At 58.6% G+C, this 24,309-nt stretch carries 27 protein-coding genes and 1 tRNA gene; 8 read left to right on the top strand and 20 right to left on the bottom strand.

Annotation, left to right across the window (positions count from 1 at the left end):
* The first annotated feature begins 31 nt into the window (after positions 1-31).
* Complete coding sequence (locus HGP17_RS02195; RefSeq protein ID WP_168805541.1) at positions 32-355, top strand: hypothetical protein; 324 nt, start codon at positions 32-34, stop codon at positions 353-355.
* 77 nt (positions 356-432) lie between these two features.
* Here HGP17_RS02195 and HGP17_RS02200 read toward each other — a convergent pair whose 3' ends face one another.
* Positions 433-687, bottom strand: a complete 255-nt coding sequence (locus HGP17_RS02200; RefSeq protein ID WP_168805543.1) for a hypothetical protein — start codon at positions 685-687, stop codon at positions 433-435.
* A gap of 177 nt (positions 688-864) precedes the next feature.
* Between HGP17_RS02200 and HGP17_RS02205 the strand changes: the two genes are divergently transcribed.
* Positions 865-1,263, top strand: a complete 399-nt coding sequence (locus tag HGP17_RS02205) for a BA14K family protein (RefSeq protein ID WP_168805545.1) — start codon at positions 865-867, stop codon at positions 1,261-1,263.
* Positions 1,264-1,349: 86 nt separating this feature from the next.
* Positions 1,350-1,426: transfer RNA gene (locus HGP17_RS02210), tRNA-Pro, on the top strand.
* A 29-nt stretch (positions 1,427-1,455) separates the two neighbouring features.
* On the opposite strand, the gene HGP17_RS02215 is transcribed toward HGP17_RS02210, so the two are convergent.
* Together HGP17_RS02215 and HGP17_RS02220 are read right to left on the bottom strand one after the other, a co-directional pair.
* Entirely contained in the window at positions 1,456-2,160 is a 705-nt protein-coding gene (locus HGP17_RS02215; protein ID WP_168805547.1) for a thermonuclease family protein, read from the bottom strand.
* A 91-nt stretch (positions 2,161-2,251) separates the two neighbouring features.
* Positions 2,252-2,644 (bottom strand): hypothetical protein, encoded by a 393-nt coding sequence (locus tag HGP17_RS02220; protein WP_168805549.1) that lies wholly within the window; start codon positions 2,642-2,644, stop codon positions 2,252-2,254.
* A 254-nt stretch (positions 2,645-2,898) separates the two neighbouring features.
* On the opposite strand from HGP17_RS02220, the gene HGP17_RS02225 reads away from it, so the two are divergent.
* Both HGP17_RS02225 and HGP17_RS02230 read left to right on the top strand, forming a co-directional pair.
* Positions 2,899-3,111, top strand: a complete 213-nt coding sequence (locus tag HGP17_RS02225) for a hypothetical protein (RefSeq protein ID WP_168805551.1) — start codon at positions 2,899-2,901, stop codon at positions 3,109-3,111.
* Between the two features lie 226 nt (positions 3,112-3,337).
* A complete protein-coding gene (locus HGP17_RS02230; protein ID WP_168805553.1) occupies positions 3,338-4,357 on the top strand; it encodes a PHB depolymerase family esterase in 1,020 nt (339 codons plus the stop codon).
* Between the two features lie 63 nt (positions 4,358-4,420).
* On the opposite strand, the gene HGP17_RS02235 is transcribed toward HGP17_RS02230, so the two are convergent.
* From HGP17_RS02235 to HGP17_RS02260, 6 genes are all read right to left on the bottom strand, one after another.
* Positions 4,421-4,711, bottom strand: coding sequence for a helix-turn-helix domain-containing protein (locus HGP17_RS02235; RefSeq protein ID WP_168805555.1), 291 nt, complete (start codon positions 4,709-4,711; stop codon positions 4,421-4,423).
* 52 nt (positions 4,712-4,763) lie between these two features.
* Positions 4,764-6,011, bottom strand: coding sequence for a glycosyltransferase (locus tag HGP17_RS02240; RefSeq protein WP_168805557.1), 1,248 nt, complete (start codon positions 6,009-6,011; stop codon positions 4,764-4,766).
* A complete protein-coding gene (locus HGP17_RS02245) occupies positions 6,008-7,270 on the bottom strand; it encodes an O-antigen ligase family protein (protein ID WP_168805559.1) in 1,263 nt (420 codons plus the stop codon). Before HGP17_RS02245 ends, HGP17_RS02240 begins: the two co-directional genes overlap by 4 nt.
* Positions 7,267-8,826 (bottom strand): undecaprenyl-phosphate glucose phosphotransferase, encoded by a 1,560-nt coding sequence (locus HGP17_RS02250; RefSeq protein WP_168805561.1) that lies wholly within the window; start codon positions 8,824-8,826, stop codon positions 7,267-7,269. The genes HGP17_RS02245 and HGP17_RS02250 overlap by 4 nt, the downstream gene beginning before the upstream one ends.
* A gap of 76 nt (positions 8,827-8,902) precedes the next feature.
* The gene (locus HGP17_RS02255) at positions 8,903-10,048 is read right to left on the bottom strand and encodes a glycosyltransferase family 4 protein (RefSeq protein WP_168805563.1); all 1,146 of its coding nucleotides are present in this window, start codon (positions 10,046-10,048) and stop codon (positions 8,903-8,905) included.
* A 12-nt stretch (positions 10,049-10,060) separates the two neighbouring features.
* Positions 10,061-10,636: a polysaccharide biosynthesis/export family protein gene (locus HGP17_RS02260; protein ID WP_168805565.1), complete on the bottom strand. Its 576-nt coding sequence runs from the start codon at positions 10,634-10,636 to the stop codon at positions 10,061-10,063.
* A 191-nt stretch (positions 10,637-10,827) separates the two neighbouring features.
* On the opposite strand from HGP17_RS02260, the gene HGP17_RS02265 reads away from it, so the two are divergent.
* Entirely contained in the window at positions 10,828-13,029 is a 2,202-nt protein-coding gene (locus HGP17_RS02265) for a Wzz/FepE/Etk N-terminal domain-containing protein (RefSeq protein ID WP_168805567.1), read from the top strand.
* On the opposite strand, the gene HGP17_RS02270 is transcribed toward HGP17_RS02265, so the two are convergent.
* Both HGP17_RS02270 and HGP17_RS02275 read right to left on the bottom strand, forming a co-directional pair.
* Positions 13,030-14,286: a GNAT family N-acetyltransferase gene (locus HGP17_RS02270; protein ID WP_168805569.1), complete on the bottom strand. Its 1,257-nt coding sequence runs from the start codon at positions 14,284-14,286 to the stop codon at positions 13,030-13,032.
* 134 nt (positions 14,287-14,420) lie between these two features.
* Entirely contained in the window at positions 14,421-14,630 is a 210-nt protein-coding gene (locus tag HGP17_RS02275; protein ID WP_168805571.1) for a DUF2842 domain-containing protein, read from the bottom strand.
* Between the two features lie 113 nt (positions 14,631-14,743).
* On the opposite strand from HGP17_RS02275, the gene HGP17_RS02280 reads away from it, so the two are divergent.
* The gene (locus HGP17_RS02280; protein ID WP_168805573.1) at positions 14,744-15,847 is read left to right on the top strand and encodes a COX15/CtaA family protein; all 1,104 of its coding nucleotides are present in this window, start codon (positions 14,744-14,746) and stop codon (positions 15,845-15,847) included.
* Between the two features lie 35 nt (positions 15,848-15,882).
* Here the strand turns inward: HGP17_RS02280 and HGP17_RS02285 are convergent, their stop codons facing one another.
* The 9 genes from HGP17_RS02285 to HGP17_RS02325 form a co-directional block, all read right to left on the bottom strand.
* Complete coding sequence (locus HGP17_RS02285) at positions 15,883-17,211, bottom strand: DUF2778 domain-containing protein (RefSeq protein ID WP_168805575.1); 1,329 nt, start codon at positions 17,209-17,211, stop codon at positions 15,883-15,885.
* A 410-nt stretch (positions 17,212-17,621) separates the two neighbouring features.
* Entirely contained in the window at positions 17,622-18,554 is a 933-nt protein-coding gene (gene argC, locus HGP17_RS02290; protein WP_168805577.1) for an N-acetyl-gamma-glutamyl-phosphate reductase, read from the bottom strand.
* A gap of 134 nt (positions 18,555-18,688) precedes the next feature.
* Positions 18,689-19,642, bottom strand: a complete 954-nt coding sequence (speB, locus tag HGP17_RS02295) for an agmatinase (RefSeq protein WP_168805579.1) — start codon at positions 19,640-19,642, stop codon at positions 18,689-18,691.
* On the bottom strand, positions 19,623-20,000 hold the full coding sequence (locus HGP17_RS02300) for an antibiotic biosynthesis monooxygenase (RefSeq protein ID WP_168805581.1): 378 nt from the start codon (positions 19,998-20,000) through the stop codon (positions 19,623-19,625). Before HGP17_RS02300 ends, speB begins: the two co-directional genes overlap by 20 nt.
* Positions 20,001-20,068: 68 nt before the next feature.
* The gene (locus HGP17_RS02305) at positions 20,069-20,332 is read right to left on the bottom strand and encodes a hypothetical protein (RefSeq protein ID WP_168805583.1); all 264 of its coding nucleotides are present in this window, start codon (positions 20,330-20,332) and stop codon (positions 20,069-20,071) included.
* Between the two features lie 138 nt (positions 20,333-20,470).
* On the bottom strand, positions 20,471-20,938 hold the full coding sequence (gene rpsI / locus HGP17_RS02310; RefSeq protein ID WP_168805585.1) for a 30S ribosomal protein S9: 468 nt from the start codon (positions 20,936-20,938) through the stop codon (positions 20,471-20,473).
* 2 nt (positions 20,939-20,940) lie between these two features.
* The gene (rplM, locus tag HGP17_RS02315) at positions 20,941-21,405 is read right to left on the bottom strand and encodes a 50S ribosomal protein L13 (protein ID WP_004122374.1); all 465 of its coding nucleotides are present in this window, start codon (positions 21,403-21,405) and stop codon (positions 20,941-20,943) included.
* Between the two features lie 237 nt (positions 21,406-21,642).
* Positions 21,643-22,479: a DMT family transporter gene (locus tag HGP17_RS02320; RefSeq protein WP_168805588.1), complete on the bottom strand. Its 837-nt coding sequence runs from the start codon at positions 22,477-22,479 to the stop codon at positions 21,643-21,645.
* 843 nt (positions 22,480-23,322) lie between these two features.
* Complete coding sequence (locus HGP17_RS02325; RefSeq protein WP_168805590.1) at positions 23,323-23,649, bottom strand: hypothetical protein; 327 nt, start codon at positions 23,647-23,649, stop codon at positions 23,323-23,325.
* Between the two features lie 111 nt (positions 23,650-23,760).
* Between HGP17_RS02325 and HGP17_RS02330 the strand changes: the two genes are divergently transcribed.
* Positions 23,761-24,189 carry a CoA-binding protein gene (locus tag HGP17_RS02330; RefSeq protein WP_168805592.1) on the top strand — a complete coding sequence of 143 codons (429 nt, stop codon included), beginning with the start codon at positions 23,761-23,763 and terminating at the stop codon, positions 24,187-24,189.
* Positions 24,190-24,309 lie beyond the last annotated feature (120 nt).

Here is a 24,309-nt window from a genome sequence, read left to right on the forward strand (position 1 = left end):
CACGGTTGTGTAACTATTTGCCGGAGGGAATATGCGTATACGTGCCACCATGGCCGCGAGCCTGCTTGCCGTGACTACCATTCTATCAAGCTGCCAGACGCCGCAGGAATCTGCGATGAGTGCCGAAATGACCTGCCAACAGCAGGGTCTGCGTCCAGGTACGCAGCGTTATAACCGTTGCGTCGGTGCGACCTACCAGTCGAACCGCGTTCAGGCGCAGCAGGCTGAAAACCAGGCCGCTGGCCTTGCCGCAGCCGGCATCATCGGCGGCGTTCTGGTCGGCGCTGCCGTCAGCGACCATCATCGCGGCTACTACGGTCGGCCGTACTATCGCCGCTGCTACCGTTGCTGGTAATCAGTCCGATCCATCGGTTCTGAAAATAGAAAACTCCGTCGGCATCCCGGCGGAGTTTTTGTTTATGCAGCCGACAGTCAGAATGGGGTCACGATCTCGCGGTTGACGAGCTTGAGGCTCCGGTCAGGCTGGAGAATGTAGGTCTCGTAAACATCCTCTCCCCATTGATTGGTGAAGCGATGTTGAATTCGTGCGCCGGGCGGCGATTGCGTCAGCTTCATATGCGGTTGCCCGCCATAGGTAATGCTGCCGGGAATCGGCTGCAGGGGCTCTGTTGTGTTGCATGCCGCAAGCAATGGTGCGCACAGCATAAGGACCAAAAGGGGCTTCATCGCCTTAACTTTCCGCTCGCGTCTCACTCCCTGAAATTCGCCGATCAATAAAGGCGGAGGGAGATCTATGAGTGTGGATCGAAGTCACTATATAGAGGTAATATCGGTGCTTACGGCGACAAGGTTTTTCACGCAGATGTGCTTGGGCAGCGCCGCCGGATTTTGAAGGAGTCGCTTATGTTTACGATTGCCAGATTGATCTCCGTCGTGGGTATTGGCTTGCCGTTGGTCGCTGCTGCCGCTGCGCCGACCGGTGCGATGATGATGCCGGCACTGTCGGTGCCCGAGCAATCCGACGTCATTCAGGTGCGCGATCACCATGGTCACGGCCATTGGCATCATCACGGTCACTGGGGCAGCGGTCATCGGCTGCACGGTAACGATAGCTATTACGACGATGATTCAGATAGCGGCGTGCTTTTCAAATCCTTCGTGACGGGAACCCTGTTCAAGGGTCAGCGCGCTCAAGGCTATTACGATGACCACACGCGCGCTTGCGCCAGCCGCTACCGATCCTATCGCGCTTCGGATAACAGCTATCAGCCAAGCCACGGCCCGAGACAGTTGTGCCGCTAGACGGCAATTTTTTCTGAGTTGGTCGCTACTTTTCGCTTGCGTCGCGAAACGCTAAACTCTAAACGAAACAAGCCGTTTCGGCAGGTCGGGGCGTAGCGCAGCCCGGTAGCGCACTTGACTGGGGGTCAAGGGGTCGCTGGTTCGAGTCCAGTCGCCCCGACCATTTATCTCCTTGAACTCCCAATCAGATTTTCAGCCACACCATGAGGATGCCTGGCCAGTCCAGCGGTGGGCCAATCCTTCCGATACCATTTGATCCCCGATTGAGCGACCGGCGCGCATAGCAATGCGCATCTTGCCGCCGCCATCGTCGTCGCGACGGTTGCTGCCGGAAAGGACGAAGGTGCCGTCGTTGAGGATGGCCTGCAGGCGCAGTTTCGCCGCCACGGCCTTTTGCCGCTCGCTCGGGCAGCGCCCTGCGGAGGCGTCGGGGACGTCGATATCGGCCAGCTGGATCATGATGCCGTCTTGCCAGAAGGTGTTGCCGTCAACGACGCAGTTGGTGCCGGAACCGGCGGCGCAGAGCACGAACCGACCACCTGTCTGCGCCCGTAAGCCGGGAACCGGCCGCTCGCTCGGCATTCTGGCGATTGGCATTGCCACGGGGATCGCGGCGGGTGGAACCGGGAGTGTGGATGCCGCATGCGGCTCGGGTGTAACCGCTGCGGTTTTGATTTTCGGTTTGCTTGTCGGGGTCGGCGCATCCTGAGCCACCTGGGCCATATGCGGCATTCCTGCGACTGCGCTCGCATGCGCGAGCATCGACGGCATATCCTTGCGATGCTGGTAGGCATATATGCCGCCAATAGTGGCCAGGCCGACGACGCCCCACAGCCACATCGAATTGCCCGCCTTTGGTTGCGCCTTGCGCCGCACGCGTCGTTTCGCTTTTGCCATGGTCTTGTCCCTCGATTGCGAGGGGGATTATCGCCGCCATTTCTTACCGATCCGTTGGCTTGCGCGGTATCGGCTGTGGAGGAGGGGATTCTTACCTTACCGGCGCCGTTGACGGCTTCAGCTTCACCGACATCGTGATCTGGCCGCTGATCGTGAGTCTCTGGCCGCGACCGTCGAGATTGTTGAGCGATGTATTGTTCGACATGGCGGTGATTTCGCAGGCGTCCGCGATGCTCTCGAGCAGAGTGGTGCAACTGCTCGCCGCGACCTTATAGAAGGATTTCAATGCCTTCTCCTGCTGTCCTTCGTCATCGCCATCCTGCACGGAGTAAGAGAGCGATATTCCCGACTGGACGGAAATATATCCTTCTGGAACTTGCCGCGGATTGCGCAGCGGAAGATTTTGAAGGTTCTGCGCTGTGACGGGCAGCGCCACGCCGACACAAAGCAGGCCTGAAATGATCGAAATAATAGTTTTGCTCATCGCACTGTCTCCATTTTCCTTGCTTGTCGCAGAAAGAGATAAAGTCTTGGTGACGGCATAACCTAAAATTGTATTCTCGGTGCAACATACCCTATAATTTGCGAATCACAGATGCGTCGGCTTGGGTGATTTACCCAAAAGCTTCCTTGCCAAGGTTGAAGCCAAAGCGCATAGTTCAGTTCTGTCGTCGGGTATTGCACGGGCACCGACGAGGTTTTGCGTGCCTCGGCCCGAAGGACATTGAGACGGCGCAAATGTTGGAAACGCCTATCCATCCGCGGGATCTGCCTCTGTTTTCGGACGATCTGGATCGCCTTGAAAAAATATTGGAAATCGTGTGCCGTGACCGCGGCATGAACGCGCGCAGCTCGGAAGCCGAGCGCCTGGGAGCGTTGATCATTCAGCTTTATCGTCAAGGCGTGAAGGATGACGCCAAGCTTCTCGCGCTTGCGAGAGCTTATTTCTGACGCAACCGCGCTTTTTTATGGCGTTGAATCTAATCGATTAAGCTGATTTCACATAGCTGCAATGAAGCTTTGTGTATGTTCGAAGCGACAGTGCCACCCTATATCCGCTGCATTGCACAAAGAGAATGAATTTCTCGATGTTACTGATCCCGTGCGGGAGCAGTTTGCGTTTGGCGCTACGGATGAAACCGAATGCGGCTGACGCGGATAATTTGAAGGGTCTATAATGAATTTCAAGGTTCCGAGCCGGCTTCGCCGCTTGCTCGTCGATTCCGTCGAGCTTCCGCAGCTCAAGTTTCCGATGACACGGCCGCTGTCGCAGCCGGCGCGTCGTCGCATCTCCGCGCGGTCAGTTCCGCAGCGCCTGACGGATGTCTTGTGGTTCGGCCGTAACCCAGGCGATCTTCGTATGCTTGAATATGTGCCGCCCGGTATCAAGGGGCCGATGCCGCTTGTGGTCGTGCTGCATGGCTGTCATCAGAATGCCGAGGATTTCGATCGCGCCAGCGGCTGGACGATGCTCGCGCGCAAGCATGGTTTTGCCGTGCTTTATGCCGAGCAAAAGGCCGCCAACAATCCCAATCTTTGTTTCAACTGGTTCCGGCCGAGCATGGTCACGCGCGATCGCGGCGAGCTCGGCTCCATCCGGGAAATGATCGATTTCAGCCGGCGAATCCATGACATCGACGACAATAGAATTTTCGTCATGGGCTTGTCTGCCGGCGGTGCGATGGCCGCAGCGCTGCTGGCCACCTATCCGGAGCTGTTTGCCGCAGGCGCCATCATTGGCGGCCTTCCGTTCGGCGCGGCGCGCGATGCCATGTCGGCTCTGGATGTGATGAACAGGGGGTCCACGCGCGATGCCGAGAAGTGGGGCGAACTCATTCGCGAGGTTTCGCCTGATGCCGAGCGCTATCCGGTCGTTTCCATCTGGCATGGCGATGAAGACGAGGTCGTCTCGTTCGCGAATGCCGAAGCTTCAGTGGCACAATGGCTTGCCGCCCGCGAACGCCCCCGCATCAAGGGGCGCTTGCGCCTGTTCGAAGGCGGCGAGCGTCGCGAATGGCGGGACGATTACGGCAATATGATCCTGGAACTGGTGACGCTGAACGGCTTTGGTCACGGACTGCCCGTCGTTCCGGGCATCGAGGGATGGGAGCCGGCGAACGATACCGAACGCTATATCTTGCCTGCGGCGGTTTCCGCGCCGGAGCAATTGGTCCAAAGCTGGGGATTGACTGCCTGACGCACTGCCTTAGGAGGCGGGTGCGGTCAGGCATTTCCTGGATGTGTTCGACCGCTTTCGCGATCAATCATCATTGGTGGCGTTGAGATTTTCCGGGCGAATGCCCTCGTTATCGGACCAGTGCTTGAAGCGAACGCCGGCCCCGCCGGTGCCATCGCTGCCGCCGGCAAGGAAAAGCAGGCCGCGTGCTTCAAGGGCGGAACGCAGCGCCGAAAGCGCTTTCATATCCGCGGAAGCTACGTCTGTTTCGAGCGCTTGGATGGTGGATGCGGAAAGTTTGCTCTCGCCGGCAAGCGTTTCCACTGTCAGTCCGAGCATGGCGCGTGCGCCGCGTAATTGTGCTGATGTAATCATCGTTTAAATGTAACGCATAAGATCGCAGATCGAAACCGACTGCCGTTAAAAATCATGCGCGGACGGGAAATGCGGTCGCGTTGCCGGTTCGATCTTCGGCCGCATTCCGCAGCCTGACGTTGTCGGGCTTTTCCAGTGGAGCAGGGGCAGGATAGCCGAGCAAATCGAAATAGATTTGCTCCGTCGCATCGGCCATTCCCGTGAGCGTGTAGTCGTCCTTGCGGCGACGTGCTTCCGCGCTGAAGCTTGCCAGCAACCTGGGATCGGCAAATCGCCTCATCGCGGCGGCCAGTTCGCGCGGATCGTCCGTATTCGGCACGAGATAGCCATTCTTGCCCGGCTCCAGAACGGTGCGGGCGCCACCGACATCGGCCAGCAGCAAAGGCTTGCCCGCCGCCGCTGCCTCCAGCATCACATAGGACATCGCCTCATATCGGCTCGGCATGACGACGACATCAAATGCATCGATCGCCGTGACCCCTGGGACGCTGCTGTCGAGGCGCACCCGATTTTCAAGACCCGCTTTCCGGATCATGTCGGCAATCGCCGGTGCCAGTTCGCCAATGCCGATCATCAGCAGATGAGCCTGCGGCAATTCCTTTGCGACCTGAACGAAGGCTTCGATTAGTCTCTCCGGTGCCTTCTGCCGGGTCATACGGCCGACGAAGCCGAAGAGCAGGGCATCCTGCGGTATTTCGTAGCGCATGCGAACCGCGCCGCGTTGGCTGATGGGCGGGGCGTTGACGCCATTGACAACGATGCTCAGGCGATCTTCGGGAATGCCGATCGACACCGCGTGATTATACTCGTCCCGGGAAACGCAGATAAGGCGATCCGTCAGCCACTTGCCGAGCAATTGTTCGATGCCGCCATAGACGAAACGGCCCTTTGAGCCGAGCGTCGGGTCCATGGTGCGGAAGGCATGCGGCGTATAAAGAACCGGAACGTGCTTGCCCGGCAGCCGCAGGCGCGTGAGCGCACCGGCTTTCGAGCTGTGGCCGTGGATCAGATCAAAAGGGCCGCGATTGGTCGCGATCTTGCGCAGGTTCCACCATGCCGTGATATCCCAGGGACCTGGAGCACGGCGCATCGCGAGTGGAATGACATTGTCCAGACCGATGCTTTCCAGCTCGGAAACGAATGTCGCCTCTGCGCGCACCGGTGAATAAACAGCCGTCACCGAGTGACCACGATGCTGCATGGCGCGGCACAGATCGAGGAAATGCCGTCCCGAGCCACCGCCGCTCGGTTCGAGAACCTGCAACAGAGACAGGCGCCTGATGCTGCTGTGGATATTCAAGGTGCTGCCCCCCTGCCACTCAAGCTACGCTGATACCTTTGCTCAAGGGCACCGCAGCCCCAGACGATGCCGATCAGCATGTAAAGATGACGCCAGTGGTCGGTATCGATGACGTTGCCGATGCCCACATGGCCGAGAATGACGATCCAGGCTATCATCACGTAAGGCTGCCAGGGGCGCTCCTTCAGGAAGTTGCGGAAGCCGATGTAGATGGTCCAGCAGATCATGCTGATCCAGCAGGCAAAGCCGATCCAGCCATAGGTGGTCAGTGTCTTGAGCCAGGTATTGTGCTCGTCCTCGCGAAACATTTGGCCGAAGACCAGTGGTCCGAGGCCAAGCGGTCGTTCCATCGACATCATGAAGCCGATACCGTGTCGTTCGAAACGTCCGAGATGGCCGCCGTCATAGCTCTGGACGAGTTGCAGTCGCGTGGTGAACAGGTCGCTGACCTGGGGAAATTGCAGGGCGACGACAAGCAGCACCACCATGAAGATGATCGCTGTCATCGACATCACCAAGATGCGGAGCCGGAAAGTATTGCTGCGGTGCTTGAGCAGCATACAGAAAATCAGCATCACCGATGCGAAGGCAAAAAGAGCCCAGGCCGCGCGAGAAAAGGACAGGAAGACACCAAAGGCCAGAACAAGCAGGCAGACCGCCTTGACCGGCGCTTTTTTCAGATCGCCGACGAGAAGCCCGTGCATCAGATAAAGGCTCGGTGTCACCAGGTAGGGACCGAAGACGTTCGGATCCTGGAAGGCACCCATGGCGCGGTCGTAGCGGGTGAAGATATCGAAGCCCGGTACGGCATGGAAATAGCCGAGAATGCCGAGGCTTGCGGTAATCAGCGCAGCCACGACCCATGTGTTGAAGATCAGCCTCAGCCGCTTTTGGTTGTCCTCGACGATCGCCGCGTAAAAGACGGAACTGAGGGCCAGGAAAGTCGATACCGCGATATAGATCGGACCGTCGAGGTGATTGCCGGCAGCCAGATCGCGCATCTGCGTGATCGACAGCATGCCGCCGATATTGAAGGTGATGAATAGAGCCAGAAGCGGCCCGACACTGCGCGATATTCTTAGTCCAAGAATGAACCATGTGCCGATGAGAAAGGCGAGCCACAACTCATAAGGCGCAGGCTCGGCAATGACGAAACCCGACAGGAATACCCCGACGGCAACGCTGGCCGTGCCGATGAGCCGCATTGCTGCGACCTGCGGCTGCGCCACGCGGGAAGGGGAGAGCTCTATCGAGGTCAATACGCGTTTTCCGTGTTGAACAGACGGAACGGCGTCAGGAAGAGGATCTTTAGATCGAAGAGCAACGACCAGTTCTCGATGTAATAGAGATCATAGGCCGTACGGAATCTGATCTTGTCGTCGCTGTCGATCTCGCCGCGCCAGCCGTTGATCTGGGCCCAGCCGGTGACGCCGGGTTTGACGCGATGGCGGGCGAAATAACCCTCGACGACATCGGCATATGTGCGGTTATGGCTGGCAGCGAGGACGGCATGCGGGCGCGGTCCCACCAGCGACAGGCCGCCGAGCAGCACGTTGAAGATCTGCGGCAATTCGTCGATGGATGTCTTGCGGATGAAGCGTCCGACCGGGGTAACGCGCGGATCGTTCTTGGTGACGGCATTGCGTGCGGTCGGATCGCTCATATGCGTATACATCGAGCGGAACTTGAAAACGTTGATGATCTCGTTGTTGAAGCCGTGGCGCTTCTGCATGAAGAAGACCGGCCCCTTCGAGGTCGCCTTGACCGCAATTGCGGCGCCCAGCATGATCGGCCACACCAGCGCCAGTGCCAGCAGGCTGAAGAAGATGTCGAAAATGCGCTTGGCAACGCCGTCCCAATCGCGGATCGGCTTGTTGAAGATATCAAGCATCGGTACGGCGCCGACGTGGGAATAGGCGCGGGGTCGGAAGCGCAGCTTGTTGGCATGTGCCGCCAGACGAATATCGACGGGCAGCACCCAGAGCATCTTGAGGAGCTGCAGGATGCGGTCCTCGGCGCTGATGGGAAGCGCAATGATCAGCATGTCCACACGGGTGAGGCGAGCGAACTCGACGAGTTCGGCGACAGTGCCGAGTTTCGGATAGCCGGCGACCATGACAGGTGACCGCTTCTCACCGCGATCGTCGAAGATGCCGCAGATGCGGATATCATTATCGGGCTGGTGCTCGAGCGCGCGTATCAACTCCTTGGCGGGCTCGCCGCCACCGATGATGACTGCACGTCGTTCCATGACGCCGTTGCGAGCCCAGTGGCGAATGCCGTAGGCGAACAGAAGTCTGGCAACGAGGAGGAAGGCTGCGCCCGTAGCAAGCCATGTGGCGAGAAGCGTGATCGAATAGACTTTATGGATAGCGAAGGGAAAGAGCGCGATGGTTATTCCCGCGAAGGCGACAGCCCATGGTCCGAGAATCCGATGAAGAAAGCGATGCGGGGAGCGCAGAACCGGAATCTGATAGGCGTCAGCCACCTGCATGAAGATGGTCGCAAGACCGCTCACTGCAATGGCCAAGGCTGCTTTCAGCAGGAGCGGATGATCGCTGACCGAGGCACCCAACACCAGAAGCGTCAGGCCGAGCGCAAGCAATGACAGGAATTCGAACAGTCTGTATTGGCCGATGATGATCGACGGCGTCTGGTTGCTTTCGCGGAATTGCTCGGCAATCTGTCGCGCATAGGGATTGAGCTCGCCGCTAGCGCGCTCGGAAGACTCCTCCGTACTGCGGGTGCGGATTTCCGAAACCTGCTTGCGAATGTTGTCCAAGTTGAACTGCTCGGACTTTTCAGGAGTGTTCATGGCAGCTTATCCGGTCGTTGCCGTAAAACGCCTATCAGATATCAGCTAAGAAACACTTACGGCAGACACTTGTATTCTAACGGTTGTCGCGCCGCCCAAGTATATTCTGATACAACCTTAAAGTATCCCGGGCCATTGTGGAAGCGGAAAAGCTCGCTCTGATTGTTTCAATATCGGGCATGTTGCGTTTGCCCCAGTCCGGCTCCGTAATCGCCTCTGCCATGGCTCGTGCAAGATCATCGGAATTGTCGGATTTGGCTAGTGCCGCGCTGTCTTCGCCCAAGGCCTCAGGGATGCCGCCGACCCGCGAGGCGATCACCGTCTTTCCGGCTGCGAGCGCCTCCAGGACGATATAGGGCATGGCCTCCGCGCGGGAGGGGACGACGACGTTTTGCGAGACGGTGAACGCTTCCTGCACGCGCATGGCCGGCAGCATGCCTATCCGATGCCCGAGGCCGCGTTCGGTCATCATTCGCTGATATTTGTCCCTGTCCGGACCATCGCCGATCATCAGCGCCGAGAGTGGCCTGCCGATCCGCCGCTCAGTCTTGGCGAATGCATCCACAAATAGATCGGGACCTTTGAGGTCCCGTAGCATGCCGATATAGACGAAGTGCACGGAATCCGAACGTGTGGGAACGCAACGGAAGTCCCGCTCACTGATGCCGTTGTAGATGAGAACCGAACGGGTCCGCGGTTTGCCGATCTTGCGCATGTAGGTGCGCCGCTCGAAATCGCAGATGAAGATCAGGCCGTCTGTCACGAGTTCAAGCACGCGCTCCAGACTATGCACCAGCATGCCCTGCAGCGAGGCGCGGGGGAAGTGCAGGCTACCCCCATGCGCAGTATAGAGGCGGGCTACGCGATACCTGTTCACCCGCAGGATCGAGCCGAGAACGCGCGCAAGCAGGCCGCCTTTGGCGCCATGCCCGTGCAGCACATCCGGCCGCAAACTTTTGATTTCCTTGTAACCGCTCCAAAGTGTCGCGATGTCCGAAAGGCTGATCTGCCGCCGGATGGGCAGCCGGACCACGCCGAGCGCCAGAAACGGCGCGATATCCTCGAACAGACGATCCTCGTGCTCGCCACCGGTCAGGCTGTCGCAGAGGATGCCGACCTCGTGTCCCGCCTTGCTCTGCTCTTCCACCAGATCCCTTACATGGCGGAAGATCCCGCCGACAGGCGATCTGAAGCAATGGAGGATGCGGAGCGTTTTTGTCATGAGTGAGCGCGGTCAGAACAACCGCTCTCTGACATAGATGGTGTCGCCCGCCAGCACCGGATCGGAAATGCCGACGCGGCCGGTCATCACATGGCCGTTGATCTTGCGCGTGACATCGGCGTTGGCCTGATTGGCGCGGCTGCTGAAGCCACCGGCAACCGCGATGGCGTTCTGGACCGTCATCCCAGGCACATAGGAATACTGTCCCGGCTGGCCGACTTCGCCCATGATGTAGACCGAGCGATAGCGATCGACATCGATGGAGACGTCGGGGTCGCGAATATAACCCTGGCGCAGCTTCTGCGCGATCTGGCCGGAGAGCTGCTGCAGGGTTCTGCCGCGGGCCGTGATCTGGCCGACCAGCGGGAAGGAGATGTAGCCGGCCTGGTCGACCGTGTAGGTATTGCTGAGGCCGGGCTGGTCAAATACCGTGACGCGCAGCCGGTCGCCGCTATCCAGCGTATAGGGCTGGATCGTCGCCTCGCTGAAGGCTCTCGGCGCAGGTTGATAGGTATTGCAGGCAGCGAGCGCCACGCTCATGGCTGCCATGCTGAGTGCAAGTGCAATCTTTGGCTTTGCGAAGGGCATTTCGCGCTCACACGAAAGGAAACTAACTATCGCCGTTATCAATCCGTTAGGGTTAACGGGAGGTAAAGAGCTCAAGCATTCGCGGAAAAATTCAGTGCCGCCGAAAATAACGTCCACGAAATACTATTAACCGTTGGGTTACCGTGGGCGTTTACGATTAATTTTGGCTTTCTCTCATGGAGTTCTTGCATATGTCCGGTGTCAACAACACCCAGCAGGATGTGGACATCGATCTCGCGCAGCTTTTTCGCGCCGTATGGCGGCGGCGGCTGCGGGTTATCGCCATCACGCTGGCGGGCGCTTGCCTGGCGTTTGCCATCGCCAAACTGGTTTCTCCGGAGTACCGCAGCGAAACACGTATCCTGATCGAACAGCGCGCGCCCGCTTTTGCAGCCACGACCACGAACAATGATGCCAGCGCCGCACCTCTATTGGACGAACTTAATATTGCCAGCCAGGTGCAGATCTTGCAGTCGGCGGATCTGATCAAGCAGGTCATCACCAATCTCAAGCTCTACGATCGTCCGGAATTTGCGGCCGCCAACAACAATTCGGCATTCTCAACTATTCTCGTCAAGCTGCACTTGAAGAGCGCCGCGGCCGACAAGGCGCCGGAAGAGCGGATGCTGGATGCTTTTACACAGCGGCTGCAGGTCTATCAGATCAACAGCTCGCGCGTGATCGGCATCAGCTTCACATCTCGCGATCCCGCTCTTGCCGCCAGCGTGCCAAACGCGATGGCGCAGGTTTATCTCTCCATGCAGAGCGGCGCCAAGCTCGATTCCAACAGCGAGGCGACACGCTGGCTGGAGCCTGAAATCGCCAATCTGCGCGAGAAGGTAAGCGAAGCCGAAAAGAAGGTTGCCGATTACCGTTCGGCCAACGGTCTCCTTCAGACCAGCCAGAACACCAATTTCGCCACCCAACAACTTGCCGATATCTCCAATCAGCTCGCGCAGGTGCGCGGCGACAAGGCCAATGCCGAGGCGCGGGCGCAGGCGGTGCGCAACGCTCTATCCAGCGGCCGCTCGACGGATACGCTGTCCGACGTTGCCGGGTCGGTCGCCATTCAGCGGCTGAAGGCAACGGAATCCGGCCTTGAATCGCAGATTTCGGATCTATCCACCAGTTTGATGGAAGGGCATCCGCGCCTGAAGAGCCTGCGGGCACAGCTTGCCGACATCCGTCAGCAGATCAATCGCGAGACGCAGAGGATCATTGCCAGCATCGACAACGAAGCCAAGGTCGCGCAGCTGCGCGAGCAGCAGTTGCTGGCGCAATCTAACACGCTGAAGACAGCCAGCGCCCGGGCAGGGGAGGACGAAGTCGGCCTCAATGCTCTGGAGCGGGAAGCCGCCGCGCAGCGTCAATTGCTGGAGACCTATCTCGCCCGTTATCGTGAGGCTGCATCCCGCGCCGACAAGAATTCCAGCCCGGCCGATGCCCGCATCGTGTCCACGGCGGTCGAACCCGTCGACCCTGCCTTCCCGAAGATCGGGCCGATCGTTGTCGTCGCGGCCGTGGCGAGCTTCCTTCTCTCCTCGATCGTCATCATGCTGGCGGAGCTGTTCAGCGGCCGCGCATTGCGACCGGTCGGTCCTGCTCGGGAGGAGGAAGTCTCCGAGGAGGCCGCAACCACCGTCCAATCGAAGGCAAGGGTTGAAACCATTACCGTCAAGCGCGCCGAAGCACCGGCAAGCTTGCTTTCCGTTCCCGTGGCGGAACCACCGGAGCCGGTGGCGGAGACAGCGCCACCTGTGACGCATGAGACGGTGGATGCGCCCGTTCAAACGGAAGAGGAAGATTTCTCCATTCAATCCGTCGCGGATTATCTCATCGACAACGGTTCACGCCTTGCGATCGCTATATCGCCGACCGGAGACGAAGGCTCGACCGCGACGGTGATGCTTGCTCGCACAATCGCCGATGCGGGAAGCCGTGTCGTGCTGGTCGATATGACGGGGACAGGCTGCCCATCCAGACTGATGGCCGAGCATGACGAGCTTCCGGGCGTGACCGATCTCCTGTGCAGCGAGACCGCTTTCGCCGACACGATCCATCCGGACCGGTTGTCCGATGCCCATCTCGTGCCGCAGGGGATGAGCGAAATCGGCCGTGCGATGCGCGGCGCCGATCGCCTGTCGTTAATCCTCGATGCACTCGGCTCGGCTTACGATATCGTTCTGGTGGAGTGTGGTGCCGCCGAAGTTTCCGGCGTGGCGCGGCTGACGCGCAGCAAGAACACGGAAATCATTCTTTCCATGCCGAAGCCTGAGGAAAAGCAATTCCTGGGCGCGATGGCGGAATTTCAGAAGGCCGGCTACGAACACATCATCCTGATGTCCGGATGGCGGGAAGAGCACGATCCGAGCACCCGTCGCGACGCCGCCTGATCAGTCCACCTCGGTGGTCTCGGTCGCGGCCGGGGCATTGCCGCCTTGCTGGGATCGTAAACGCTGGATGAAGGCATAAAGCCGCTTGTTGTCCTTGATCGCAGACTTGGCGCGTGTGATGCCTCTCTGCGCCAGCGCTGCCAGATGCCCGGCGGTCGAGATCGGCAGAAGCAGATCATGCTGTGTCGTCTCGGCCGGGCACCAGGAACGCTTGTAGGTCTGGTCGCCGATGCCGAAGTCGAAGAGCGCCACGCCTTCGCGATGCAGCTTTTCGATCATCAGCCAGAATAGCAGTTCGCCGGGGCTTGCTTCGGCAACAAGCGACTCGTCTATCGAAGCAAATTGACAGATGACATGATCGCCCTTGCGGGAGAGGGCGGCGATTGCCGGAATATGCCCCTCATGCTCGCCCTTGAGCCGCAGCGCATGCATCTGCAGCGTTGCGTTATAGCCGTCGCTATTCTGGCGTAGCAGCCGGTGCAATGCGGCCTGCGTCGGCGCATCGTCGAAAACATCGGGCAGACCGGCTTCCTTGAAGCGCACCGCTTTTTGCCGGAAGAACAGGTCCAATAGAGCATCCTGCTGCTCAGGGCCGGCGATAACGTGCTCATAGCCGCCCTTGGCGTCGAGAATGCGGCTCTGGTGCTTGTATTTCTTGCGCCGCCGCTTGGCATTCACCTGCTTAAGGCTGGCCTCGAAACTATCGAGGAACGGCATGTGAAAGGCATGATTCTGATTCTCGACCGAGGCGAGTGCCGTCAGAGGGGATCTTCGACCGCGCCAGTTAAGCGGCACGTTGCGAAGAATGGCAACATCAGCCCTGCCGCGCAGCGCTTGCGCTATAATCGATAAGTGCGTCGATGCCATCCCGCCGCCCGCAAGAAAGTCGAGGGAGAACAGACCGGTGTTGATGTTGCTGTGGCGCGCGCCGATGAACTCGGCCCGCTTTATGCCGTGCTTTCGGATGATCTCGAGCGGCAGGATAAAGACCGTATGGTCGCCGATCGAGCCGCGAAGAATGGAGAGGGGATATCCAAATGTCTCCACCCAGGCCGCGCACCAATCGTAACTCTGGTGCAGCGAGGCGAGATCATCCTGCTCGAGCGCGCGCCATTCCTTTTCAAGCGGCGCCATGCTGTCGAAGACATCGACGCGCAGCTCGCCGGCGGCTAGCGCCTGGATACGAGCGGACGCGTCCGACCCTTCCGTTGCGGAGGCAACGGTCGTCGTGACGATATCTCGCTCCTGCGTCTGCATCCAATCCTCTCCGATCTGGCGGCATTTGAGGGCAGTCTTGCGAAGAGCAACTTATTTTTGACTTAAGATGGCACAGATTATCCGCATATCGCATGGATCACGGTTATCCTCAGGTAAATAGACCTGCACCTTCATTACTCGGGACGCGGCCCGGCCATCCATTTGATGATGCCCATGGCAGGCAATACCCAGATCGTTCCGCTGATCAGGAAATACAGGAAGTGAACCCAGCCGGGTTGATCTCCGAGCGTCCGCACGGCAACGATCATGGCGACGATCGCATAGATTGCAACCAGAAGCACGAGCAGGATCATGCCGATGAATTTGCGCAGGCGAAGGGGCACAGGCTGGTTTCTCCTCTTACGACGACATGCCGCGACGGCATGCCGCAAACTCCCGGGGCTTGTTTTGCACGCCCCCATCGGGCAAATCAACAGCCTGATCGAAGGGAGACGCCATGGCTGCCACTAATTTCACGTCGGAACAGGCTATTATGAAGGAAGTGGTCCGTCAGGATCGCAATCGCCGAGCCATCCGTCTCTGGTTAGCCTGCGTGCTGCTGGTTCTCTTTGGCCTTGTGCTGGTGGGCGGCGCGACGCGCCTGACCAATTCCGGCCTCTCGATTACGCAATGGCAACCGATCCATGGCGTCATTCCGCCGCTCAACGCAAAGGAGTGGCAGGAAGAATTCGACCTCTATAAGCGTATTCCGCAATTCCAGATCCTGAACAAGGACATGACGGTCGACGAGTTCAAGGGCATTTTCTGGTGGGAATGGGCACATCGTCTGCTCGCGCGGACCATCGGCGTCATCTTCGGGGTGCCGTTGCTGTTTTTCGTGTTGACCGGGCGCGTCGAGCGCAAGCTCTGGCTGCCGCTTGCGGGCATCTTCGTGCTGGGTGGGCTACAGGGCGCGATCGGCTGGTGGATGGTATCCTCCGGGCTCGAGGCGCGCACCGATGTCAGTCAGTATCGGCTTGCAACCCATCTGGTAACCGCCTGTCTTATCTTTGCAGCCTGCATGTGGTTCATGCGGGCTTTGTCGCCGCATTCGAACGAAGAGCCACCAACCACCTACTCAGCCAAGCTTGCCGGCCTCATCGCAATCATGGCGCTGTTCCAGATCTATCTCGGTGCCTTGGTTGCCGGTCTCGACGCCGGTCTCAGCTATAATACCTGGCCGCTGATGGACGGCGCCATCGTGCCGGGCGGTTTGTTCGTGCAATCGCCGGGCTGGATCAATCTCTTTGAGAATCCGAAGACCGTTCAGTTCGTGCATCGGCTTGGCGCGTATGCGCTCTTTACCGTCGTCATCATCAACATGATCATCTCGCTGCGGGGTGCAGCCCAGACCACGCATGCGCGCCGTTCGGTCGTGTTGTTCGTGCTCGTGTTGATCCAGGCGATCCTCGGGATCTCGACGCTGCTGATGCAGGTCCCGCTGGATCTGGCATTGGCGCATCAGGCCGGTGCCCTCATCGTCTTCGGCTTCGCTATTGCCAATTGGCGCGGCTTTTATGGTGAGTTGCCGCGCCAGACATCGATCGTCGTGGGAGATTGAGGCACTGTCTGCGCCTCGCTTATTACGGGATGGCTCTAGCGAGAAGCGACGCTCGCTGCCGAGGAGATGCTGGTCACGACCTTCAGGCGGCGGATTTCACCGCGTCTGAAGGCAGCCAGGAAGCGATTATAGTCCTTGAAGACTACGCAGCCATTCGATTCGCCGCGACCGCCTCTTAGCATGTAGGTGTGCGCCAGCAGGCCATCGCGGCCATAGATGCGCGCGCCGTTTGCCGGCGTTAGGCGCAGCGCTTGCACGCCATGAAACAGGCTTTCTCGGTACGTCAGGTTATACGTTTCAGGCGGCGTCGGGCCGGTATTTTTGCGATCGACATAGTGAGGATTGTCACGCATGTGGCCGAGGCCCGAGTGAGCTTCCAGGCGCTCGCCGCTCGGAAGGTAAACCGTCTGAGCCGTGATATCGTAGATCGCTGTTCCTGCGCCCGGGCTGATGGCGGCAAAAGGATTGAGGAAGGGCTTGGCCTTGCGCACGGAGCTGTCATCCGGATCCGCGTAGGCCATCAGACGCGCCGGCGGCTGTACCGGCGTGTCCTTGACCGTTGCCCGCGCGATGGCGGCTGCGGCCGGGGTGCTGGAGCGGTCGACATCCGGTTCGCGGGCCGGGCGGGCGATCGGCACAACGCTCAGCACCGCTTCGGTCATTGCAATATCGGCATCCCGTGCCGGGAGCGGCGTTGCTTCGGCAATGGCAGGCAATCCGACAGGGGCCGCTGAAGCGACGGCGACAGGCTGCAGGGCTGCCTTTGTCGGGCTTGCCGCGGGGATGGAGGCGGCCGCGTATTTCACCTTTGCCATGGATTGCAGCGCAGTCGCAAAGTTGATGGCGATCACCTTGCGCAGATGGTCGACGGTCTCGGGCGAAGCGGCGGCCACTTCAAGGCGTCCGCTCTTGATGCTCGCGGCGGCGCTTTGCGCCTGCTTGATATCGGAGGTCTGCTGCGCGAGAGCGTTTGCCAATTGCAAGCGAACCGCGTCCGCGCCGAGCGCTTTCGGGCGAACATCGCTGTTTTTGGCTGCGGCATAATTTGCGCCACCGACCGGTGCGTTCGCGGGAACGAAGCGGCTGCGATCTTTCTGCGAAGCGACCTGAGAGAACCGGTGACCTTGCGGCACGATGAAGGCCGATGCGCGCGGTGTCAGAAAATCATTCGTCGAAGTGGCTGCGCCGGGAAGCGATAGCACCATCGACTGAGTGGTGATCAGCGTAGCGGCGACCCATGCAAAGGCCACCACTGCGACGCCGGTGGCCAAAGTGCCGGGGCGTATGCTGAATGATTTTTTTGATCGCGAGGCGTAGCCGGAGCGCGAATTGAAGTTACCGAAAGTCTCGGTGACGAACGCCATGATACACGTTATCCAAACTACACAGACACTACGCCGGCTCACAAATGCACACGTGCCTTGACGCAGGACCTGCGTCTGACCACCACCTTGCCGACTGTCTGGAAGCATGCCGAATTATGGTAACCAATTCCTTTACGATGGCTCATTCTTGGATATTCGCTGAAAAAAGGGATACATGAATGTCGGCTCGCGTGAGCCCGTGAAGCCGATAAACAATGATTTCGGCCGAGAGTTGGTCGCGCTGTATCACGAGCGATCAACTTTTTGTGCAGTGGCTGCTAATTTAGCGATAAGGCAAAATTGTGACCGCGCCCGAGCGTTTCGAATTGCTCCGCGTCTCCGAACGTAAAAAGCCCGGCGATCTCGTCGATCGGCCGGGCTCTTGATGTCTTTGATAGCTGATCGGAGCGTTACGCGCTCAGCATCAGATCCATGTTCTGAACGGCAGCACCTGAGGCACCTTTGCCGAGATTGTCGAGCAGGGCAACGAGATTGACCTGCGCGGCGCCCGGTGTGCCGAAGACGAACAGCTTCATCGTGTCCTTGCCAGCCAGCTCGACGGCATCGACGCGGGGCAGGGAGCGGCTTTCTTCAAGCGGAATGACCTGCACGATATCCTGGCCGGAATAATGGGCGGTGAGGGCGGCATGGAGGCTTTCCAGCGTCGCGCCTTCCGCAAGGTCGCCAAGATAAAGCGGCACCTGCACGATCATGCCCTGGGCGAAGCGTCCGACCGACGGCGAAAAGATCGGTGCACGATCAAGTAGACCATGCGTCGTCATCTCGGGCACATGCTTGTGGGTGAGCGGTAGGCCATAGAGGAAATGCGGCGCGCTGATCGCATCCTGGTGATCCGGATTTTCCATCTGGGCAATCATCTGCTTGCCGCCGCCGGTGTAGCCCGAGACGGCATTCACGGTCACAGGATAGTCTGCCGGAAGGATACCCGCGGCGCGCAGCGGGCGGATAAGGCCGATTGCGCCCGTGGGATAGCAGCCCGGGTTGGCGACAAAGCGTGCGGACTTGATCTTGTCGGCCTGATGGCTGTCCATCTCGGCAAAGCCATAGGCCCAGTCCGGATGGATCCGGAAAGCCGTCGATGTGTCGATGACGCGGACATTGTTGTTGGCCGCCACCATTTTCACCGCTTCCTTCGACGCATCGTCGGGCAGGCAGAGAATGGCGATATCGGCATTGTTCAGCATGTCCTCGCGCATGGCGGGATTGCGGCGCTCTGCTTCCGGGATGGACAGAAGTTCGACGTCGCGGCGGTCGGCCATGCGCGTGCGGATCTGCAAGCCCGTGGTTCCGTGTTCGCCATCGATGAAGATTTTCGGTGCCATGTTATTCCTGCTCTTTCAATAGGTTCAGAGTGTTTCCGGACTCAGTTTGCCATGGAGTTGATTCAGTTTCATAACGGCTGCTTCAGAGCTGCATGATGGGCCTGAACCTGCTGGGCATTTTCAGGCTTCCAGCCTCAGCGGCCGTTCGCACGTCGTTCTGCGTGGAGACCGAGCATATACATTGCCACGGTCGCGCCCGCAATGGCGGTGATATCGGCATGGTCGTATGCCGGCGATACTTCGACCACATCGGCGCCTCTGATATCCAGCTGGTGCAGCTTCTGCAGGACCGACAGGATTTTGGCGCTGGAGGGGCCGCCGGCGACCGGCGTCCCAGTGCCCGGCGCATAGGCTGGATCAAGGCAATCGATATCGAAGGTCAGGTAGGTGGGAGCACCCTTAGTGTGGGAAATGATCGTTGAGGCGATATCGCCGGCGCTCATCTCTTCGACCTGGTGGCCATAGAGGATCTGGATGCCGCAATCCTCCGGCGCATGGGTGCGGATGCCGATTTGGATCGAGCGATCAGGATCTATCAGCCCGTCGCGTGCGGCACGTGCGACGAAGGAGCCATGATCGATCCGTCTGCCATCATCATACCACGTGTCCTGATGGGCATCGAACTGTACGAGGGCGAGGGGGCCATGCTTGGCGGCATGTGCCTTCAGAAGCGGCCATGTAATGAAGTGGTCGCCACCCAGCGTCAGCATGAAGGCGCCGCTATCGAGAATCGTCGCGGCCTGCCGTTCGATCGCGCCGGGCGTTTCCTGGTGATTGCCGTAATCGAGAAGGCAATCGCCGTAGTCGATGACGGACATCTCCGCAAAGAGATCGCGATTGAAAGGATATTGCGGATCGTTGTCGAAGATAGCCGAGGCGCGGCGGATAGCCTGCGGCCCGAAGCGTGTTCCCGGGCGATTGGAGGTCGCGGCATCGAACGGAATACCCCAGACTACAGCGTCGACACCGTCGAGCGACTTCGTGAACCGACGGCGCATGAAGGATAGCGCGCCTGCAAACGTCGGGTCGCTTGCGGACGAGGTCAGGCTGCTTGCCGTGAAGGCGTGATCAATCGACGTGCTCGGCAAGGGTGTCTCCTTCGCTCGCATGGAAACCATAGTCCCGTTCTACCCGGGCAATGCGAACCTTATACTGCTCGTACCAGCGTTCGCGACCAAGTTTCTGCGCCGCAAGGTGCGAGACGACATTTTTCCAGGCGCGAATGCTTTCCTCGTCACGCCAGAATGAATTGGTGATGCCGAAACCATCGGCTCCTCTTGCGCTTTCGAGCCCGAAACAGCCCTCCTGCGCCAGCGCCATTTCCTCCATGCGTTCGCCCATGGCGCCATAGCCATTTTCTCCCTCAGTACGAACGGAGGAGAACGACACGATGTAGTAGGGCGGCTGCGGTGTCTTTGCGAAATGCGACTTGTCTTGTGCGCTCATATCAGGGCTCCTAGGGGCAGATCGCAGTTATGAGACATCGGCGGCGTTTGCAAGTTATGGCAGGTATACTATTGGGTTGATCGCACCGTACATTGATATGCCTTTTTGATGCACGCGATCTGCGGCGTCGAGCATCGGGCTGCGCCATCGACAACAGTGCAATAGGAGCAACTGTCGGTAAATTCGCGGCAATCCGGGCTGGCCCTGAGAAAGTCGCTCATGCTCTGCATGTCAGCCGCCTTGTCGGCTCCAGCCGGCGGCACGGTATCGTCGCATAGCGCCGGCAAGGCGCTGCCGATGAGAAGCAAAAGCGGCAAGATGAGTCTGAGCATGTTCACCCCCTTAAGCGTAGGGGCTGATTCTGCCACAAAAAACCGAATTTGCCTGCGCTGATCCAACTGCGCATGGCGCTAAAAAGAAAAAGGCCGGGTTTGCACCCGGCCTTTCCAAATCCGATCTCGGATAAGCGATTAACGCTTCGAGAACTGGAACGAACGACGTGCCTTTGCACGGCCGTACTTCTTGCGTTCGACGACGCGGCTGTCGCGGGTCAGGAAGCCACCCTTCTTCAGGACCGAGCGCAGGCCCGGTTCGAAGTAGGTGAGGGCCTTGGACAGGCCGTGGCGAACTGCACCAGCCTGGCCGGAAAGACCACCGCCGGCAACGGTTGCGACGATGTCGAACTGGCCATCACGGGCAGCAGCGAAGATCGGCTGACGCAGGATCATCTGCAGGACCGGACGGGCGAAATAGTCCGTGTAGTCCTTTTCATTGACGATGATCTTGCCGGTGCCGGCCTTGACCCATACGCGGGCGACAGCGTTCTTGCGCTTGCCGGTTGCGTAGGAACGACCAAGCGAGTCGACCTTGCGGACGTGAACCGGAGCAGCAGCTTCCGATGCCGTGCCGAGATCCTTCAGGGAAGAGAGATCAGCCATTATCAGGCGCTCCTTACGTTCTTCTTGTTCAGCTTGGCAACGTCGAGAACGACGGGCTGCTGGGCTTCGTGGGGATGGTTCGAGCCGGCGTAAACGCGCAGGTTCTTCATCTGGCGACGGCCGAGCGGGCCGCGCGGAACCATGCGTTCGACAGCCTTTTCAACGACGCGCTCCGGGAAGCGGCCTTCGATGATCTGACGAGCGGTACGCTCCTTGATGCCGCCGGCATAACCGGTGTGCCAGTAGTAAACCTTGTCTTCGTACTTCTTGCCGGTGAAGACGACCTTGTCGGCATTGATAACGATGACGTTGTCGCCGTCGTCGACGTGCGGTGTGAAGGTAGCTTTATGCTTGCCACGCAGACGCATTGCGATGATAGAAGCGAGACGACCAACGACGAGCCCTTCGGCGTCGATGAGAACCCACTTCTTCTCCACCTCTGCAGGCTTCTGGGAGAAGGTTGCCATGTTGCATACTCTCTTTTAGGACCCTTGGCCCGAAGGCGCTTGGGCGTTTCTTGTTGCTTGGTTTGGTCCGCTTGAAGCGAGCCAAAAAGAAAGCAGCCCGGAAAGGCTGCGATCTGCGGCGGCTTATAAAGAGAACCGACATTCAGGTCAATATCGTCGATTTTGACGACTTGAAAAAATATCAATTGAAATCAAATAGTTATGAATACGGTATTTTTATACCACATATTTTCCGCTTCATCCGAGCCTTAGAACCAGCACGCCGGCCGCGATGATGGCGCCGGCGATGTAGCGCCAGATACTGGAACGCTCCTTTAGAACGAGGACCGATATCACCAGCGCAAAAAGGATCGATGTCTCGCGAAGGGCTGCGACCATGGCGACCGGAGCTCTTGTCATCGCCCAGAGCGCAAGCCCGTAAGAAGCGATGGAGCCGCCGCCTCCGATCAGGCCGCGCCACCAGTTATAGCGGACATGTACAGCAACCGCGGTCACGCCGCGCTGCGAGATTGCCCATATAAAGAGCAGCACTGGCGGCAGCAAAGACATCCACAAGGTATAGGAAATGGAGTTGCCGGAAATTCGCGCACCGATACCGTCGACATAGGTATAGGTTGCGATGACGACGGCGTTGGAGAGAGCCAGCATGATCGCGCGGCGACTGCCTTTTCTGGCCTCGAAGGCAAGCGTTAATATTCCCACGCAGATGGTCATCGTGCCGATCAATGCACCGCCGGAGAGCGTCTCCTTCAGGACAAAGCTGCTCGTCGAGACGATGATGAGAGGTGCCACGCCGCGCATCAGCGGATAGACGAGCCCGATATCGCCGGCGCGGTAGGCCGCGGCGACAAGCTGAAAATAGGCAAACTGCAGAATTGCCGAGGCGCCGATGAATGGCCATGCGCCGGATGCGGGCATGGGCAGAAACGGCAGAAGGGGTAGGGCGCACACCGCGCCGCCGGCCGAAACCATGGCCGCATCGAGCGATTTATCGGTGCCGGCCTTGATGATCGCATTCCATGTCGCATGCAATAGCGCGCCAAACAGGACAAGGGCGATGACGTCAAGTGACACGAAAACCTCGAAAATCGGCTGGGGGCTGCGAGAGATTGGTATTTTGTGGGAGTTTGGCCCTCATATGATCCGCAATGCGTCAAAAAGCAACGCAATATGCGGTTTTGCACGATTGCAGAAGTGTCCCACGCTGAGCCGTTGTCCCGGCATGAAAACGTTCATTTTATGTTCCGGTCGTTACGTCACGATATTATAAATGACTAAATTATTGGAGTATGAAGCGCGAACAAATGTTGCATGTCATGTGAACGCTTGGGTAGAATTAGGCCTCACTCATCAAGGGCGATATCAGGCGCATTTGCGACGCGCGCTGCCAATCTACCACTCGCGCTGAAAGCGTTGATAAAGTGGTAACCTCCTCTCGCGGTCATCGCAGGGGTATGGTATGGGTGGAAAAAATTTCAAATAATGTAAACTATTGCATGTCGCCGGGTCGTTTTCCGAGTGCCCGGACATCGCAAATGCACTTCGATTTTGAGTATAGAATCGGGAAATTGATGATCCGTTTGGTATAGATTTCAGTCCATACCAAAAATTATTCTGTGGAAAACTTATGGGAATGCATATAGTCTGTGTTCGCAATCGGTTCCTATCCAATCATTCTTTTTATTAGTTATAGCTAATTGATGTGAGAATGAATGGCGAACAAATATCGCATTTCACGAGAACCCATTCCAGTTGTATACTGAATTCTGCGGAAATGCCCCGATGGTTGAGTTGGGAAGCAGGTCGCAACACACCGCACCGTGGCCGTTATCGTCATAACGAATCACGTTCGAGACAATCAGTAGTCGTATCGGGCTGCGTAAGCCTTCGGTGACAATCAGGTCTATCTCACCTGACTCAGCGCCGGAAAATCAAATCATCGTCATCGAGATCGGTCGTCGGCCGGCAGACATATACGGGGCAGGAGGGCCGATCCTTGGTCGGCAGATAGTCCTGTTCGGCATAATAGCCGTTGTCGCAGGCGTCGCTGTCGGAGACGTAGCGATCGTAGAGCGTCATATTCGGCGTTCTCTTGGCGGGATAGCGCATGATGACCGCCCGTTCCCGATTGATGGTGGCCTTTGCCTCCGCGCACGTCATGGACATGGAATTATAACGCGAAATCGCCAGCGCCGGCGTGGCGGCGGATACCATCAGCATGCCGAGGAGAATGATCTTTTTCATGGGGTTAATCCTCGCTGATATTGTTATGATACATATATACGTAGAGGCCGCCTGTGCGGTTTCTACAATTGCGGCATAAACGTAAGTGTGATCGACGAGGGAGGCTTCGTGATGAACCACGACAGTTATGACGATTCCTATATTGCCGATATCCTTTTGTCCGTCAGAACCATTGCGCTGGTCGGCGCGTCGCCCAATCCCGCGCGGCCGAGCAATGGCGTGATGGCCTATTTGCTGAACAGGGGTTATCGCGTCATTCCCGTCAACCCGGGGCAGGCGGGCAAGGAAATCCTCGGTCAATGGGTCTATGCGCGACTTGCGGATATTCCGGAGCCGGTGGACATGGTCGACGTCTTCCGGGCGCCCGTCTATCTGCGCTCCGTGGTCGAGGAGGTCATCATGCTCGATCCAAGGCCATCAGTGATTTGGGCGCAGCTTGGCGTGCGCGACGATGCCGCCGCGACAAGAGCCGAAGCCGCAGGCGTCAGGGTTGTCATGGATCGCTGTCCGGCCATCGAGTATCCGCGATTGGTCGCTTGAGCCAACGGCGCACTCGCGCTGTCGCACAGGCTTTTATCGCGCGATCCCAACGAAAGATGGCAAGTTTTTTCCGCAGCTTGAAAAGCACGGCAAACTTCGCGGTTAACTTTCATCCGCCGA

Source organism: Rhizobium sp. P38BS-XIX (assembly GCF_012641435.1).
Taxonomy (GTDB): Bacteria; Pseudomonadota; Alphaproteobacteria; order Rhizobiales; family Rhizobiaceae; genus Rhizobium.

What these genes read in the sequence shown, in the direction of transcription:
- rplM (WP_004122374.1), bottom strand. Translation starts at nt 21,405, where the DNA reads ATGGCAACCTTCTCCCAGAAGCCTGCAGAGGTGGAGAAGAAGTGGGTT.
- HGP17_RS02225 (WP_168805551.1), top strand. Translation starts at nt 2,899, where the DNA reads ATGTTGGAAACGCCTATCCATCCGCGGGATCTGCCTCTGTTTTCGGAC.
- HGP17_RS02235 (WP_168805555.1), bottom strand. Translation starts at nt 4,711, where the DNA reads ATGATTACATCAGCACAATTACGCGGCGCACGCGCCATGCTCGGACTG.
- HGP17_RS02255 (WP_168805563.1), bottom strand. Translation starts at nt 10,048, where the DNA reads ATGACAAAAACGCTCCGCATCCTCCATTGCTTCAGATCGCCTGTCGGC.
- HGP17_RS02305 (WP_168805583.1), bottom strand. Translation starts at nt 20,332, where the DNA reads ATGCTCAGACTCATCTTGCCGCTTTTGCTTCTCATCGGCAGCGCCTTG.
- HGP17_RS02205 (WP_168805545.1), top strand. Translation starts at nt 865, where the DNA reads ATGTTTACGATTGCCAGATTGATCTCCGTCGTGGGTATTGGCTTGCCG.
- HGP17_RS02230 (WP_168805553.1), top strand. Translation starts at nt 3,338, where the DNA reads ATGAATTTCAAGGTTCCGAGCCGGCTTCGCCGCTTGCTCGTCGATTCC.
- argC (WP_168805577.1), bottom strand. Translation starts at nt 18,554, where the DNA reads ATGGCACCGAAAATCTTCATCGATGGCGAACACGGAACCACGGGCTTG.
- HGP17_RS02270 (WP_168805569.1), bottom strand. Translation starts at nt 14,286, where the DNA reads ATGCAGACGCAGGAGCGAGATATCGTCACGACGACCGTTGCCTCCGCA.
- HGP17_RS02265 (WP_168805567.1), top strand. Translation starts at nt 10,828, where the DNA reads ATGTCCGGTGTCAACAACACCCAGCAGGATGTGGACATCGATCTCGCG.
- HGP17_RS02300 (WP_168805581.1), bottom strand. Translation starts at nt 20,000, where the DNA reads ATGAGCGCACAAGACAAGTCGCATTTCGCAAAGACACCGCAGCCGCCC.
- HGP17_RS02195 (WP_168805541.1), top strand. Translation starts at nt 32, where the DNA reads ATGCGTATACGTGCCACCATGGCCGCGAGCCTGCTTGCCGTGACTACC.
- rpsI (WP_168805585.1), bottom strand. Translation starts at nt 20,938, where the DNA reads ATGGCTGATCTCTCTTCCCTGAAGGATCTCGGCACGGCATCGGAAGCT.
- HGP17_RS02250 (WP_168805561.1), bottom strand. Translation starts at nt 8,826, where the DNA reads ATGAACACTCCTGAAAAGTCCGAGCAGTTCAACTTGGACAACATTCGC.
- HGP17_RS02285 (WP_168805575.1), bottom strand. Translation starts at nt 17,211, where the DNA reads ATGGCGTTCGTCACCGAGACTTTCGGTAACTTCAATTCGCGCTCCGGC.
- HGP17_RS02200 (WP_168805543.1), bottom strand. Translation starts at nt 687, where the DNA reads ATGAAGCCCCTTTTGGTCCTTATGCTGTGCGCACCATTGCTTGCGGCA.
- HGP17_RS02220 (WP_168805549.1), bottom strand. Translation starts at nt 2,644, where the DNA reads ATGAGCAAAACTATTATTTCGATCATTTCAGGCCTGCTTTGTGTCGGC.
- HGP17_RS02215 (WP_168805547.1), bottom strand. Translation starts at nt 2,160, where the DNA reads ATGGCAAAAGCGAAACGACGCGTGCGGCGCAAGGCGCAACCAAAGGCG.
- HGP17_RS02280 (WP_168805573.1), top strand. Translation starts at nt 14,744, where the DNA reads ATGGCTGCCACTAATTTCACGTCGGAACAGGCTATTATGAAGGAAGTG.
- HGP17_RS02325 (WP_168805590.1), bottom strand. Translation starts at nt 23,649, where the DNA reads ATGAAAAAGATCATTCTCCTCGGCATGCTGATGGTATCCGCCGCCACG.
- HGP17_RS02260 (WP_168805565.1), bottom strand. Translation starts at nt 10,636, where the DNA reads ATGCCCTTCGCAAAGCCAAAGATTGCACTTGCACTCAGCATGGCAGCC.
- HGP17_RS02330 (WP_168805592.1), top strand. Translation starts at nt 23,761, where the DNA reads ATGAACCACGACAGTTATGACGATTCCTATATTGCCGATATCCTTTTG.